The organism is Marinilabilia sp., assembly GCF_016278715.1.
Classification (GTDB): Bacteria; Bacteroidota; Bacteroidia; order Bacteroidales; family Marinilabiliaceae; genus Marinilabilia.
Genome location: NZ_JADQBH010000029.1, coordinates 1 through 15,074 on the forward strand (window position 1 = coordinate 1; position 15,074 = coordinate 15,074).

At 40.7% G+C, this 15,074-nt stretch carries 11 protein-coding genes and 1 pseudogene; 4 read left to right on the forward strand and 8 right to left on the reverse strand.

Annotation, left to right across the window (positions count from 1 at the left end; genetic code table 11):
* The 7 genes and pseudogenes from QZZ43_RS02000 to gap all read right to left on the reverse strand — a co-directional run.
* Window positions 1–781 (reverse strand): annotated as a pseudogene (locus QZZ43_RS02000) (sulfite reductase); the annotation flags it as partial.
* A 197-nt stretch (window positions 782–978) separates the two neighbouring features.
* Window positions 979–2,766, reverse strand: a complete 1,788-nt coding sequence (locus QZZ43_RS02005) for an assimilatory sulfite reductase (NADPH) flavoprotein subunit (protein ID WP_291855710.1) — start codon at window positions 2,764–2,766, stop codon at window positions 979–981.
* 67 nt (window positions 2,767–2,833) lie between these two features.
* Window positions 2,834–3,292 (reverse strand): NAD(P)-dependent oxidoreductase, encoded by a 459-nt coding sequence (locus tag QZZ43_RS02010; RefSeq protein ID WP_291855713.1) that lies wholly within the window; start codon window positions 3,290–3,292, stop codon window positions 2,834–2,836.
* A 720-nt stretch (window positions 3,293–4,012) separates the two neighbouring features.
* The gene (locus QZZ43_RS02015; protein ID WP_291855716.1) at window positions 4,013–4,855 is read right to left on the reverse strand and encodes a restriction endonuclease; all 843 of its coding nucleotides are present in this window, start codon (window positions 4,853–4,855) and stop codon (window positions 4,013–4,015) included.
* Window positions 4,856–4,974: 119 nt separating this feature from the next.
* A complete protein-coding gene (locus QZZ43_RS02020) occupies window positions 4,975–5,445 on the reverse strand; it encodes a DNA starvation/stationary phase protection protein (protein ID WP_291855718.1) in 471 nt (156 codons plus the stop codon).
* A gap of 238 nt (window positions 5,446–5,683) precedes the next feature.
* The gene (locus QZZ43_RS02025; protein WP_291855722.1) at window positions 5,684–7,948 is read right to left on the reverse strand and encodes an aconitate hydratase; all 2,265 of its coding nucleotides are present in this window, start codon (window positions 7,946–7,948) and stop codon (window positions 5,684–5,686) included.
* A 277-nt stretch (window positions 7,949–8,225) separates the two neighbouring features.
* Complete coding sequence (gap, locus tag QZZ43_RS02030; protein ID WP_291855725.1) at window positions 8,226–9,239, reverse strand: type I glyceraldehyde-3-phosphate dehydrogenase; 1,014 nt, start codon at window positions 9,237–9,239, stop codon at window positions 8,226–8,228.
* Window positions 9,240–10,161: 922 nt separating this feature from the next.
* Here gap and QZZ43_RS02035 point away from each other — a divergent pair.
* From QZZ43_RS02035 to QZZ43_RS02045, 3 genes are read left to right on the forward strand one after another with little or no spacing between them, the layout of a single operon-like run.
* A complete protein-coding gene (locus QZZ43_RS02035) occupies window positions 10,162–11,625 on the forward strand; it encodes an MFS transporter (protein WP_291855728.1) in 1,464 nt (487 codons plus the stop codon).
* Window positions 11,626–11,677: 52 nt separating this feature from the next.
* On the forward strand, window positions 11,678–12,820 hold the full coding sequence (locus QZZ43_RS02040; RefSeq protein WP_291855731.1) for an endo-1,4-beta-xylanase: 1,143 nt from the start codon (window positions 11,678–11,680) through the stop codon (window positions 12,818–12,820).
* A 16-nt stretch (window positions 12,821–12,836) separates the two neighbouring features.
* The gene (locus tag QZZ43_RS02045; RefSeq protein ID WP_291855734.1) at window positions 12,837–13,799 is read left to right on the forward strand and encodes a glycoside hydrolase family 43 protein; all 963 of its coding nucleotides are present in this window, start codon (window positions 12,837–12,839) and stop codon (window positions 13,797–13,799) included.
* 241 nt (window positions 13,800–14,040) lie between these two features.
* On the opposite strand, the gene QZZ43_RS02050 is transcribed toward QZZ43_RS02045, so the two are convergent.
* Window positions 14,041–14,169 (reverse strand): hypothetical protein, encoded by a 129-nt coding sequence (locus QZZ43_RS02050; protein ID WP_291855737.1) that lies wholly within the window; start codon window positions 14,167–14,169, stop codon window positions 14,041–14,043.
* Between the two features lie 286 nt (window positions 14,170–14,455).
* Between QZZ43_RS02050 and dapA the strand changes: the two genes are divergently transcribed.
* On the forward strand, window positions 14,456–15,074 hold a 619-nt coding region (dapA, locus tag QZZ43_RS02055), incomplete at its 3' end, for a 4-hydroxy-tetrahydrodipicolinate synthase (RefSeq protein ID WP_291855740.1).

Genomic DNA, 15,074 nt, shown 5'->3' on the forward strand with positions numbered 1-15,074 from the left:
CCGGAATTCCGAAGGTGGAGCCCATTCCGCCACCTGCGGTAATGTTATAGCCTGCAATCTTACCATTCTTCTCAATGGCAATAAACCCCAAGTCTTGTGAAAATACATCAATGTCATTGAAGGGAGGAATGGCAATTCCAATTTTAAATTTACGGGGAAGATATGTTTTTCCGTAAATGGGTTCGGTTTCTTCTTTGGTAGAAGTTACAAGATTTTTGTCGAGCCAGATTTCGTGATAGGCCCGGGTTTGGGGAGTAAGGTGGCTGGATAAATCGCCTGCCAGCTTCCACACCTGCGCGTGAAGTTCTGATTCCGCAGGGTTGGCATGCGACATTACGTTGCGGTTTACATCACCACATGCTGCAATGGTATCCATAAGGGCTTCATTGATTCCCTGGATGGTAGGACGCAGATTTTTCTTTATCACGCCATGGAGCTGAAATGCCTGTCTGGTGGTTAGTTTGAGCGTTCCGTTAGCATGGGTGTCGGCTAGTTTGTCCATTTGGAGCCATTGAGACGGGGAGGCAACACCGCCCGGAAGTCGCACCCGAATCAGAAATGAGAATGCCGGTTCAAGTTTTTGCCTTCTACGTTCTTTAGCTATGTCGCGATCATGCTGTTGGTAAATTCCGTGAAATTTTGATATCTGAGTGTCGTTCGGGGCGATAGCACCTGTTACAGGGTCTGCCAGACTTTCCGAAAGTGTCCCTCTTAAATAGTTGCTGTCATATTTTAACTTTTCCAGTTCGGATAAGGTGGTCCAGTCAATTGTATTGCTCATAGTTTTAGTTTTTTGTTGATTATACAGTTGAGAGTTGATTCTAAACTTTTGTTTGAATTGAATTTATTTGTTTTATTTCATGTGATTCATCCAGTTTCTAACTTCTAAGAAAAATCTATTGCTAATCTTTGGTGTCATAGCGAGCAACGCGAAGCAATATTTTTTCAAGAAAAGTTTCTTCTGACGATATTGATTTGTTAATAGACATCGGCCAGAAAGCGTCGTTCTTTCTTTAATTTTTTGAGGTATTCCATTGCTTTTTTCTGAGTGATTCCCCCTTGTTTTTCAATAATGGAAAGAAGCGTCGATTCCACATCTTTCGCCATCGTTTTCATGTCGCCACAGAGGTAAAAGACAGCATTGTTTTCCAGCCATTTAAAGATTTTTTTTTGTTGTTTCTCAATTTGATGCTGGACATAGATTTTTTCTTTCTGATCTCGTGAGAATGCCAGGTCAATTTTGCTAAGCTGCCCGTCTTTAAGGTATTTTTGCCATTCAGTCTGGTAGAGAAAGTCTGATGAAAAGTTGCGGTCGCCAAAAAAGAGCCAGGTTTTGTTTTTTTGATTAGTAGCTGCCCGTTGTTGCATGAACGCTCGGTAGGGAGCAATTCCCGTTCCGGCACCAACCATTATAATGGGGCTGTCATTATCCGGCAATCTGAAATTGGGGTTTTGTTCTATGTAGATTAGTATTTTGTTATTTTTTTCGAGCTGTTCGGCAAGATAGCCCGAGCAAGCACCCAGGCGTTCTCTTCCTTTGTTCTGATAATGAACTTTTGATACGGTTATGTGAACTTCTTCACCAACAACTTCCTGACTCGACGATATGCTGTAGAGACGGGGGGGGAGCGGTCTTAAAATGTCTAGGAATTCAATTGCATTTATTTTGCAGGGAAACTCATGCAGCAGATCCAGTACATCATGTCCATACAGGTAAGTGTCTAGTTTTTTTTCATCCCCGACGATGTTGGTCAATTCTTTATTTTTAGATTTCGCTGCGTATTTCTCTATTATTTCCCTGGTAAGAATTGTGATTTCATAATGGTGCAACAAAGCTTGGCGAAAGGAAATTTTTCCTGAATGGGTGTCCAAAAGTTCTGATCCTTCATCATTAAGAGCTGAAAGAATCTGAGCAACCAGTGACTCTGGATTTTGCGTTATCACCCCTAGTGAATCTCCCGGTTTATATGAGATACCTGATTCTTCAAGGGAGATCTCGATATGATATACTTCTTTGTCTGAATCCCTGCCTGTGATGCGAATCTTGTCCAGGATGGTTGCTTCAAAAGGGTTCTTTCTGGAGTAGGATATAGATGTTTCTGTCTGGTTGTCAGTGTGGTATATGGTGGGGTCTACGGACGATTGATTGCTTTTCAGGTGTTTGAGCACCTCCTGTTTCCAGTGGTCGGCATCGTTCTGATAATCCACATCGCATTTTATCAGTTCTGTGATTGCTTTTGCACCTGCTCTGTTTAAAGCCTGATTAATATCTTCGCCCGCTTTGCAATAGAATTTGTAGGATTTATCGCCTAAAGCCAGAACCGAATAGTTGAGACCCTCAAGTTTGGGTGCCCGCTTACCGGTTATATAGCTATGGAAATCCTCGGCCATTAGCGGAGGTTCTCCTTCTCCGTGAGTACTAACGATAATCAGGAGGTTCTTTTCTTTTTTCAGATTTCGGACATTGTATTGATCCATTGCATTCAGCGTGGAATCGAAATTTTTGATTTTGACTTCCTCGTGAAGTTCCCGGGCGATCTTTTCGCTTCTTCCGGTGTGGGTACCGTACAAAATGGTAAGTGGTGTTTTGGATGGCTCTCCGTTGATGTTTCCTTCGGTAATGGATTTATTTCCGGGGTGTTGGCCTGCGTAGAGACCCTGAAAATAACCGTTTAGCCAGATAATCTGGTCATTTGTCAGCTTTGCTGTTAACTCCTCAAGTGATTTTAGTTGAGGTTGGTTAAGGGGTGGTAATATCTTGCTCATTAGAAAATATTTTAATTCTGAATTATTCAACAATTATTGTGATAGCTTACTTTTTGATTAGATCAGGTTAGTTGTTGGAAGTGTTCTCAAAAAAATCTCTAATTATATTGCGGGTTTCAATTGATGCATAAACATCTTTGGCGTTTGAACTAACCGCAATTCGGACGAGGTCTTTCTGGTAAATTGCCGGCGATACAAACTGGCAAAGTTCAGGTTGATCGTGGATGTTTACCAGCACTCCGGATTCTTTGCCGTCAGCTGCAATTCTTTTGTCCAGAACCGGGTTGTTGGTACAGGAATAAAACATCAGGAATCCCTGCAGGTCTGATTTTTCATAGGCTTTTACTGTATAGGGAATGTTGTTTTGCTTTATTTCTTCGCATACATGCAGTGCTACGACCTCGATGTATGCATCAAAGCGTTTCAGAATCTGTATTTTTTTCCAGGCTGATTGTCCTCCTCCTATAACGAGGATTTTTTCTCCTTCGATATTTATGGCTATTGGCAGATAATTTTTCTTTTTCATTTCTTTTGCTGGTTCGGTTTGTTATGTCATAAAAAAAAAGCCCTTCTGAATCTTGCAGAAGGGCTTAATACATTGATTAAGTATTTTTGATTTTTCTATTGAATCAAACCTTTCTGCAAAACATGACAGCTACACATACACATCATGGTATATGTCATTTTAGTCATTGTATTTGCAGTGTATAAATGATTCATTTTGAGTGCTGTTTTTCGTGTTGTTTCGTCAAATATAAGTGACTTGTTTGGAAAAATAAAAGAATTCCGGATGTTATTTTCTATTATTATTTGGGGCCACGAGTTACATATTTGATTATCAGATGCTTGGAATGTGATAAAAATTAAACATACTAAAAAAGTATGTATGTGTATTTTGTCTTTTTTGTATTTGTGAAACCACCGATAGTGATTTTTTTAAATTGTCTGCAACTAAATCATGCTATTATGGTAGGTTATTGTTTGAAGGTTGTTTTTTCTTCAAAAACGGGGTTTGAATCCTTAGAAATGGTTGATTTTTTTATCCAAGTATAACTTTTCAATCAGAAAAGACTGAAAATCCTTCGGGGAGGTTCCGGACAGTACTGATGGTTCATACATTCTTCAGATTGGAAGATATTTTCGCATTGGATTAGTTGTTGGTTTTTGGTCAGTTTTGTTTAGTTGAGGATCAAATCTCAATATAGTTAAGAGACCATTCAATCTTACTGTCATTAAGAGAATTAGTTTAAACTTCGTTGCATAGATCTTCTGCCTCTGTTAGTATTTTTTTTTGTTTTGCAGCAGGAATTTGAAGAGCTTCAAATTCTTCAAGTCGCTTTTTAAGTTCACTGCAAAGTACGATCCCTTTTTTAAGGAAGTGTTGTTTTTCTGCTTTGGTAAGTTGTGTGAGGGCAGTAACGGGGTAAGCATGAAACTTTTCAATCAGGGCTTTCAGGCTGTCATTTTCAGGATAATCCCAACTCATGAGGTTTAATCCGCTGCAGATTCCATAGTTGGTGGCGTCTGTTGTAAAACGGGTATTGGTGACCACCCAGCCATGAAAACGAAGGTCCTTATATTCCGGAAGCGCCTGACGTGTTTCGATGATGTCGTTTACGCGTGATCGGATGTACAAGGGGACTTGTACACTAGAGAATTTACCCTGACTGTTGTGGTATTTACACTCCACCAGGTGCTGGTTCCCATTGTCCGAAGCAATAACGTCCACTTCATGGGTAACACATTTGCCATTTACAGTTTGGCCTACCTTAACATCATAACCTTTGTATCGAAAAATATGTCCTACAAAGTGCTCAAAAGGAAATCCGGATGGTCCCAGGTCCATGATGGCCTTTTTTAGGCTATACCGTGCAGCCATGCTTCGGCGTTTTTTCCTCAGAAGGGTAAAGGCTTTACCGTATATTTTTTTTGTGGTGGTTCCATCCGAAAGCCAGGTTTCAATTTCCCGGGTGATATCTTTAATAGTTGACGACTCAGCACCGGCACGTTGAAGAGATGCTTCAAGTTTGGAGGGGGAAAAAGGTTCAGACTCACCTGACTCTTTTAGAATAAGTGGGTATTGGCTCATAAAGCAAATATTGTTTTGTAGTGGACAACAATGATAATAATTTTTTTTTGCCTTCCGACAAAAAAATACCCCTGCCGGAAAAATCCGACAGGGGTGAGGTTTATTTCTTGATAACAAGATTAATCAAGCAATGAGTTGAGCATCCAAACGGTCTTCTCCTGTTCGGAGATTAAGTCGCTGACAAGGGCGTTGGTACCTTCATCGTTGACTTTTTCAGCCACTTCAAGCAATTCTCTTTCAAGTTTGATTAGGGTGCTAAGGTTGTCCAGTGTAGCTTCAACCAGTTTCATGCCATCACTTTCATCTTTTACCACCGCAATTTTTGAAGTTTTGAGGTAGTCTTCAAAGGTGTGAAGCGGTTTTCCGCCCAAAGTGAGGATTCGCTCAGCAATTTCATCAATTTTCTGGGCTGAGTCGTCGTAAAGTTCCTCAAATTTATTGTGTAGTGTGAAAAACATCTTTCCTTTCACATTCCAGTGAAAACCTCTCAGATTTTGGTAATATATCTGAAAACCGGCCAGCAGTTCATTCAGTTTTTCGTTTACTTCTTTAGTGTTTTTAAGTCCTAGTAATTCGTTTACATTTTTCATATTTCTATCTTTTTTGATTTTGTTAGGACAAAAATAGACATTGCCTCAATATCAATCAAATAGTAAAATATTATCTTGTATAGTTTTTGTCTATGAAAATTTGATGTCCCTGAAAAATTTTGGCCCTTATTGTGATACTATTTTCGCCACTTATATCAGTGAACACAAAAAACTCCGCAGCGAAATTTAATTCGAGCGGAGTTCTTCATTGGTTTCAGAAATTGTCTAAAGATTTCAATCAGGCATTTTTCTTAGCTATCAGGTTAAGTGCCGAACCTGCTTTGTACCATCCGATTTGTTGGTTGTTGTATGTGTGTAAAGTTTTGATTGTGTCTTTGCTACCGTCGGCATGAACCACTTCAATGGTAACGGGTTTGTCAGGGGCAAATTGCTCGAGGTCAACAAGGTTGAAAGTATCGTCTTCCTGAATCTTGTTGTAATCGTCTTCATTTTCGAAGGTCAGTGCCAGCATTCCCTGCTTTTTGAGGTTGGTTTCGTGTATGCGGGCAAAACTTTTCACCAGCACTACTTTTACACCAAGGTGACGGGGCTCCATGGCTGCATGCTCTCGTGAAGAACCTTCTCCATAGTTGTGATCGCCCACCACAACAGTAGGGATATTATTGGCTTTATATTCCCTTTGTACGTCGGGTACTTTACCAAATTCTCCGGTAAGCTGGCTTTTGACTTTATTGCTTTCCTGATTGAATGCATTAATTGCACCAATCAGCATGTTGTCTGATATGTTGTCCAGATGGCCGCGGAATCTCAACCAGGGGCCGGCCATGGAAATATGATCGGTGGTACATTTCCCTGCCGCTTTAATTAATAGTTTGGCACCGGTCAGATTTTTTCCGTCCCAGGGCTCAAAAGGCGTTAACAGTTGCAGGCGCTTGCTATCTGGCTTTACCACCACGTCCAGGCCTGAACCGTCTTTCGCGGGTTCCTGATAGCCGGCATCTTTAACATCAAAACCTTTTGGGGGAAGTTCAAAACCTGTAGGGGGATTCAGTTTAATCTCCTCTCCTTTGTCATTTTTCAGGGTATCTGTAAGCGGGTTAAATCCAAGCTCTCCTGAAATTGCAATGGCCGTAACCAGTTCGGGAGATGCCACAAACGCGTGTGTATTGGGGTTTCCGTCGGCTCGTTTGGCAAAGTTGCGGTTAAAGGAGTGCACGATGGTGTTTTTCTCCTGTTTATCGGCACCTTCACGTGCCCACATTCCGATGCAGGGCCCACAGGCATTGGCAAATACTCTTCCACCCATGTTTTCAAAAATTTCGATAAATCCATCTCTTTCGATGGTAAAACGAACCTGTTCTGAACCTGGAGTGACGGTGAATTCAGATTTTACTTTCAATCCATTATCCACCGCTTGCCTGGCAATTGATGCTGCCCTTGAGATGTCTTCATACGAAGAGTTTGTACAGGAGCCAATCAGTCCGAACTCCACTTTTGTGGGCCAGCCGTTTTTCTTTGCTTCTTCGCGAACCTTCGAGATTGGAGTGGCCAAATCGGGAGTAAAAGGGCCGTTGAGATGTGGCTCCAAATTACTCAGATTAATTTCAATTACCTGGTCAAAGTATTTCTCCGGGTTGGCATAAGCTTCCGGATCGCCTGTCAGGTGTTCTTTTATTTTGAGGGCTTCATCGGCAACGTCATCACGTTTGGTGGCCCGAAAATACCGAACCATAGCCTCATCAAATCCAAATGTGGAGGTGGTGGCACCAATTTCGGCGCCCATGTTTCCAATGGTTCCTTTGCCGGTAGCAGAAAGTGATTGGGCACCTTCGCCAAAGTATTCCAAAATGTATCCGGTACCTCCCTTTACGGTGAGTAATCCAGCTACTTTTAGGATAATGTCTTTCGGTGCCGTCCATCCGTTCAGTTTCCCGGTGAGCTTAACGCCGATAAGTTTAGGGAACTTTACTTCCCAAGGCATTTCGGCCATGACATCCACGGCATCTGCGCCACCTACGCCTACAGCGATCATTCCAAGACCACCGGCATTTGGGGTGTGTGAGTCTGTTCCAATCATCATTCCGCCCGGAAATGCATAGTTTTCGAGCACCACCTGGTGGATGATTCCGGCGCCGGGCTTCCAAAATCCCAAGCCGTATTTATTGCAAACTGAACTCAGGAAATCGTAAACTTCTTTGTTGGTCACCTGGGCTGTTTTGAGGTCATCACCGGCACCCACTTTGGCTTGAATAAGGTGATCGGCGTGCACTGTTGAAGGAACGGCAACTTTATCTTTTCCGGCCTGCATAAACTGCAGCAGGGCCATTTGAGCTGTGGCATCTTGCATAGCTACCCTGTCAGGAGCAAAATTTACATAGGATTTTCCACGTTCGAATGGCTGTGCGGGAAGTTCACCAGCCAAATGGCTATAGAGTATTTTTTCAGTCAACGTGAGCGGTCGGTTCAGGAGTGAACGAGCAGCTTTAATTTTCTCGTCCATTCCGGCATAGACCTTTTTAATCATATCAATGTCGAATGCCATGGTAAAATGTATTTTTGTAAGATGTTTAGTTGTTTTCGTTACAGATTGACAAATTTAATGAAAACAAATTAGTTTTCACTGGCAATCATAATCCTTAATGTCCTTTTATTGACACTATTTTAACAAACGTACGAAGAGTTTTGTTGAATCGTCAGGATGACTCTAAGAGATAAATCCTGAATGGGTGGGGGTGTTTAATAAAAAATAAAGACTCAGAGGGGCATAAAAAAAAAGCCTCCCGGAAAGGAGGCTTTTTGATGATATGATAAAACCTGAATTAGGCGTTATCTACAGAGTTCATGTGCTGGATCAATTCAACAACTTTTGTCGAGTAACCCATTTCATTGTCGTACCAGCTAACCACTTTTACGAAGTTGTCGTTCAGTGAAATACCAGCGTCAGCGTCGAAGATGGAAGTCTTGGTTTCACCAACGAAATCGTTAGAAACAACTGCGTCTTCAGTATAACCAAGAACACCTTTCAAATCGCCTTCAGAAGCTTCTTTCATTGCTTTGCAAATGGCTTCGTAAGAAGCACCTTTCTCAAGGCGGCAAGTCAGGTCAACTACAGATACGTCAGGAGTAGGAACGCGGAAAGCCATTCCGGTCAGTTTTCCGTTTAATTCAGGAATTACTTTTCCTACAGCTTTAGCAGCTCCGGTAGAAGAAGGAATAATGTTTTGTCCGGCACCACGTCCACCACGCCAGTCTTTCATAGAGGGACCGTCAACAGTTTTCTGAGTAGCAGTGGTTGCGTGAACAGTAGTCATCAAACCTTCAACGATACCAAACTTGTCGTTCAATACTTTGGCGATAGGAGCCAGACAGTTGGTGGTACAAGAAGCGTTTGAAACGAAATCCATGTCTTTTGTATATTTGTCAAGGTTTACACCACAAACAAACATAGGCGTGTCGTCCTTGGAAGGAGCAGACATAATCACTTTCTTGGCACCAGCCTTAATGTGACCCTGAGCTGATTCTTTGGTCAGGAAAAGACCTGTTGACTCAACTACATATTCAGCACCAACATCGCTCCACTTAAGGTCAGCAGGGTTTTTCTCAGAAGTTACGCGGATTTCGTTTCCGTTAACAACCAATTTACCACCTTTTACCTCAACATCACCGTTGAAACGGCCATGAGTAGAGTCGTACTTCAGCATGTAGGCCATGTATTCAACGTCAATAAGGTCGTTGATGCTTACAACTTGTACATTGTCGAAATTTTGAGCAGCACGGAATACCAGGCGGCCGATACGGCCAAAGCCGTTAATACCAATTTTAATTTTTGACATATTATCGCTTTTTTAGAGATTATATTTATATAAGTTCTCGATTTCGCGGTACAAAAGTAAGAAATCATAGCAAAAACATCAAGAAATACCATACTGAATTTCCTAAATAAAAGTTAATTAGATCCTTTGAAAGTGGTTTTGATTTGGAAACCGGAAATTAAGTAAGTGTTTAAAATTGTTTTTTGAAGATGTTTTGTTGGTTTGAGTGCTTAGAAATGTTAAAAATGACATGAATTAATGATGTTTTGATGAAGAACAACTCCTTTTTTATTGTTTACCGCCTTTTTGATGTCGCATAAAGAGCATAAAAAGGAGGGGTGAAGAAATTCTAAATAACCTCTTTTTTAATTTATCATGGTAAGGAGACTAAAGAATAGCCTGCTTCATTTCTGCATAAGTTGAGTTTTAAACCTGTTTCTTTTTTTATCAAAGGGTGCAATGGGTTGGAGCTGATTCGTCCATGCCCTTTTGCTTGCAAAGCATCCGCCTCACCTTAATTTGTCTGTTTTGAGACAGAAGCACCAACAGCTATGAGTCTGGAGTTAACAGTTATTATCTCCTGTGGTTGGAAGCTCCGGGGGTGTAAATTTTTGTTTAAATGGAGTATATTTTTCTATTTGAAAAGTAGAAATTTTTACTTTTTGGGTGTCAGAGTGGATATCGAAAGCTCATTTGAAGTATTTGGTTATTAGGCAAGTCTAATAGAAAAAAAAGAGAAGGTGGATTTTTTTTCTAATTATAGCAGAACAGAAAATAACAGACAAGTGGTTTTTCGTTCCTTTTTCTGATTTGAAAACTGCTCCAGAGTAAATATCTTTGATTTTGCATTTCGTAACATGTTTTAATAGAATGTACGTTTTTTAAAGATTTGAATGATAGTTATTTATTTTATATGCGTTAGCTAAAATATTAAATATTAATTATGAGTACGACAGAGAGAATAAGTTTTAAGGAAAAGATTGGTTACAGTCTTGGAGACCTTGCAGCCAATCTTATTTTTCAGACCTTGATGACATTCTTGGCATTTTTCTATACCGATGTGTATAAAATTCCGCCGTCATCAGCATCTGCCATAATATTCGCAGGTGGAATGGTGGGTGCCTTCTTCACACCTATTATGGGAATGATTGCCGACCGCACAAAAACCCGTTGGGGAAAATTCAGACCCTGGATTTTGTGGACTTCCATTCCTTTTGGAGTGATAGCGATTTTGGCTTTTTCCACCCCTGATTTTAGTGCCGGAGGAAAAGTTGCTTATGCAATGATTACCTACATTCTTCTTGTAATGGTGTATGCTGCCAACAACTTGCCCTACAGTGCATTGAGTGGTGTTATTACCGGAAATATGTCCGACAGAAACAGTATTTCGTCTTATCGTTTTACCGGTGTGATGATTGCCCAGTTTATTGTTCAGGCTTTATTGCTGCCTTTGGTTTTAATATTGGGAGATGGCGACCGTGCAGCCGGATTTGAAGTCGTTATCGGAATTTTTGCAGGTGTTGGTGTTATTTTCTTTCTGATCACTTTTATTAGTACCAGGGAAAGAATTATTCCCTCTAAGAGTCAAACAAGTAGCTTGAAGCAGGACCTTTCCGATTTGGCAAAAAATAAGCCCTGGATAGTAATGATAGTGCTCACTACTTTTATTTTTATAACTCTGGCGTTAAAAGGTGGTGTTTATGTTTATTATTTTGAGAATTATCTTAATGAAGCTCAATTGGCTACATTCCTGACGGATATTGGTTTTAACGGTTTTATTAATAATGTTGACCGGTTCTTTGAGAGTTTGGGATTTGTTGGATTTCATTGGCCAAATGATGCACCAACTTCGGGATTTAGTCTTTTTAATGGCAGTGGGATTATTTTAATGATTGCTGGAATTGCCATTTCTAAAGCTCTTGCTGACAAATTTGGGAAACGGGATGTATTTATGGTAGGATTGATAGGGGCAATGATAACTCAGTTTATGTTCTTGTTTATTCCTGCAGATGCTGTAAGTTATGTTTTCCTTCTTCAGCTTTTTCACGGATTTTCTTATGGACTGACGATTCCGTTGCTGTGGGCGATGATTGCCGATGTGGCTGACTATTCAGAATGGAAAAATAACCGACGTGCTACGGCTATTGTTTTTTCTGCCATGGCCTTTGGATTGAAAGTGGGTCTGAGTCTGGGTGGTACTATACTAGCAGGGCTTCTGGCTCTTTATGGGTACAATGAACAGCTGGATGTTCAACCCGATATTGCCATACAGGGAATTAAACTTACAATGAGTGTTTTTCCTGCATTAACATTTCTTGTGGGATTGGTGAGTTTGTTTTTCTACAAGATTAATAAACCGATGGAAGTACAAATTGAACGAGATCTCCTGACCAGAAGAAAAGAGTAGTACCGAAGAGTAAGAGAGGAAACAGAAAAAGTTTTTTTAATAAATATCAATAATGAATAGGTACAAAAAACAAATTGTAACGGTGTTTGCACTCGGACTTTTATTGTCCGGGTGCAACAATACACCGAATCAAGATATTAGTACTTTTAAAGATGCTTTTGCCGGGAAGTTTTTGGTAGGAGCAGCTATCAACGTGGGGCAAATTGCCGGACAGGAGCCCAAAGCCATAGAAATAGTGAAAAAGCAATTCAATTCCGTTGTGGCTGAGAATTGTATGAAAATGGAAAATATCCATCCCGAGGAAGAGGTCTTTATTTGGGAAGAGGCAGATGCGTTCGTTGATTTTGCAGAGAAAAACAATATGCATATTGTTGGTCATACTTTGGTGTGGCATTCGCAGGCAGCTCCCTGGATTTTTGTGGATGACAGCGGAGAAGATGTTTCACGCGAGGAGCTTATTGAGCGTATGAAGAATCATATTCAAACTATTGTGGGTCGCTACAAGGGACGAATAGATGGTTGGGATGTGGTGAATGAGGCTATCGAGAATGATGGTTCATGGAGAGAGAGTAAGTGGTATCAAATTATAGGGCCCGAGTATGTTGAGCTGGCATTTCAGTTTGCTCAGGAAGCAGATCCCGAAGCTGAGTTGTATTACAACGACTTTGGTGTTTCAGGAAGATCTAAGTGCGATGGAATCTACCATTTGGTGAAGAATCTTCAGGAAAAAAATGTCAAGGTGGATGGCATCGGTTTGCAGGGCCATCTGAATTTTGATATTCCGAAAATCTCTGAGATGGAAACATCTATTGAAAAGCTGTCTTCTCTTGGAGTGGACTTAATGGTTACAGAGGTGGATATGACTATTTTGCCCTGGCCATCAGATGAGGTGACCGCCGAAGTTTCTTTGAATTATGAATTATCCAAAGAATTTAATCCATATTCCGGGGGTCTTCCCGATTCAGTTTATCAGCAGGTGATGGATCGTTATACCGGATTCTTTGAAATGTTCCTCAAGCACCATGAAAAAATTTCAAGAGTTACATTTTGGGGAGTTCATGACGGAAACTCATGGAGAAACGACTGGCCCATTGAAGGTCGCACAGATTTTCCGCTTCTCTTTGATCGGAATTACCGGATGAAAGAAGGGGTGGAAGATATTCTGGAAATGGCTGAAAATTGGGAAACGAAATAATTAAATCGATTGAATTATGGTTAGAGAGCATTTGACAAAAGACATTTATATTGCCGATCCGGCAGTACATGTATTTAACGGAAAGCTGTACATCTATCCCTCACATGACTTTGAGGCCGGTATTCCGGAAGATGATTTAGGTTCTCATTTTGCCATGGAAGATTATCATATATTTTCTATGGATGATGTTGACGCAGAGGCAAAGGACCATGGGGTTGCTCTTCATGTTAAAGACATATCCTGGGCAGGACGCCAGCTTTGGGATAGTGATGCAGCCTTTAAAGATGGGAAATATTATCTTTATTTTCCGGTGAAGGATAAGACAGATATTTTCAGAATTGGTGTAGCAATCAGCGATAAGCCGGAAGGTCCTTTTGTGCCGCAGCCATTTCCAATTTTGGGAAGTTACTCCATCGACCCTTGCGTTTTTGAAGATGAGGATGGTAAGCATTATATGTATTTCGGTGGAATCTGGGGCGGTCAGCTTCAGCGTTTTAGAAATAATAAGGCCATTGAATGTGGCCAGTTACCAGCGGATGATGAACCGGCTTTGTGTGCCAAAGTGGCTGTGATGAGTGATGATATGCTTCAGTTTGGCGAAGAGCCCAAAGACCTTGTCATTCTTGACGAGAATGGTGCTCCACTGAACGCAGGAGATAACGATCGTCGTTTCTTTGAGGCCTCATGGATGCATAAGTACAATGGAAAATATTATTTTACTTATTCTACCGGAGATACGCATAAAATTTGTTATGCAACAGGTGATAATCCCTATGGCCCGTTCACTTATGGTGGCGTTATCTTAAATCCTGTGGTGGGATGGACAACACACCATTCGGTGGTTGAGTTTAAAGGAAAATGGTATCTTTTTTTCCATGATTCTGCAATCTCAGGGAAAACATGGCTTCGAAGTGCAAGATTTGCTGATTTGAAGCATTTACCAGATGGCTCTATTGAGTCCATAACGGTGGATTATTAGTAATAACAATTGTGTCAGAGAAGAAAGGGGTGTCTGGGTTTTTTCAGCACCCTTTTTTGTATGGTAATTTATGAAAAGTGTAGACCAGATAATAAAAAAAGGAACATTTAAACTGTTCCTTTCTTAGTGTAATTTTTTTACCCCTTTTTTTGTGCAGCCTTTCTGGCCTGAAAATGCAAAAGTCCCTGCTTACAGAAGCATAGGATGTTTAATTTCCCGGCATTTGGAGTCAATAAAATGATTATGCTCTGACTTCTTCCGTCTCAACATCGGCCTGACCATAAGCGGGACAGTCCTGAACAGACTTACAGGATGAAAAACTCAAAGTTACTAACAACAACACAGAGGCAACAAGCGCTAATTTCTTCATGATTGAAAATTTTTTCAGTAAAAGTAAACGGTTTATCCTATAAACGCAAAATTAAATTTCAGATTTTTCATAAACGTTTTTTTAGGTGTGAGGGTTACGCAAAAGAATGAATTTCTTGATGAGATTCCTCTTTTTTTGGATAAACTGATTCTCAGAACTGACAGGAACAAAAATTTTCCCAAATAACGAATATGTATTACCTTTGGGTTTTAGACATTACTGATGATTCAGCCACTTTGTCTGTTAACGAAGAATGAAGTTTGAATTTCATATAAAATAACAAACTATGCAGATTGAACAATTGCAAGGCTCAATAGTGGCCATTGTAACACCATTTAAGGACAACGGTGAAATTGACCTGGATGCTTTTGATGAGTTGATTGAGTTTCACATCAACAGTGGTACTGATGGTATTGTGGTGTGTGGTACAACCGGCGAAACACCAACCTTGAGTGATGCAGAAGATGCTCAGATGATTGAGCGATGTGTAACAAAGGTAAATGGCAGGGTGCCTGTTATTGCCGGAACCGGCAGTAATTCCACCTCCGATTGTATCAAATACAGCCGTAAAGCTGTTGAACTGGGAGCTGATGCCTTGTTGGTGGTCGCCCCTTATTACAATAAACCCTCAAAAAGGGGAATCTACAAACATTTCTCCCAGGTTGCCAAAAATGTGGATGCACCCATTATTCTTTATAACGTTCCTGGACGTACCGGAAGTAACATTGAACCTTCTACTGCCATTGAACTGGCCAATAATTACAAAAATATTATTGCCATAAAAGAAGCTGGTGGTGATATGAATGTTTTTGCCGAACTTTTGGCCAAGCGCCCCGAAGGATTTAAGGTTTACAGCGGCGATGATTTTCTTTCCTACTCTGCCAATTGTCTGGGTGCTGACGGAT

Bases quoted from the DNA above. Each gene is read 5' to 3' on its own strand.
- QZZ43_RS02040 (WP_291855731.1), top strand. From the start codon at position 11,678: ATGAATAGGTACAAAAAACAAATTGTAACGGTGTTTGCACTCGGACTT.
- QZZ43_RS02020 (WP_291855718.1), bottom strand. From the start codon at position 5,445: ATGAAAAATGTAAACGAATTACTAGGACTTAAAAACACTAAAGAAGTA.
- gap (WP_291855725.1), bottom strand. From the start codon at position 9,239: ATGTCAAAAATTAAAATTGGTATTAACGGCTTTGGCCGTATCGGCCGC.
- QZZ43_RS02045 (WP_291855734.1), top strand. From the start codon at position 12,837: ATGGTTAGAGAGCATTTGACAAAAGACATTTATATTGCCGATCCGGCA.
- QZZ43_RS02050 (WP_291855737.1), bottom strand. From the start codon at position 14,169: ATGAAGAAATTAGCGCTTGTTGCCTCTGTGTTGTTGTTAGTAACTTTG.
- QZZ43_RS02015 (WP_291855716.1), bottom strand. From the start codon at position 4,855: ATGAGCCAATACCCACTTATTCTAAAAGAGTCAGGTGAGTCTGAACCT.
- QZZ43_RS02035 (WP_291855728.1), top strand. From the start codon at position 10,162: ATGAGTACGACAGAGAGAATAAGTTTTAAGGAAAAGATTGGTTACAGT.
- QZZ43_RS02010 (WP_291855713.1), bottom strand. From the start codon at position 3,292: ATGAAAAAGAAAAATTATCTGCCAATAGCCATAAATATCGAAGGAGAA.
- QZZ43_RS02025 (WP_291855722.1), bottom strand. From the start codon at position 7,948: ATGGCATTCGACATTGATATGATTAAAAAGGTCTATGCCGGAATGGAC.
- QZZ43_RS02005 (WP_291855710.1), bottom strand. From the start codon at position 2,766: ATGAGCAAGATATTACCACCCCTTAACCAACCTCAACTAAAATCACTT.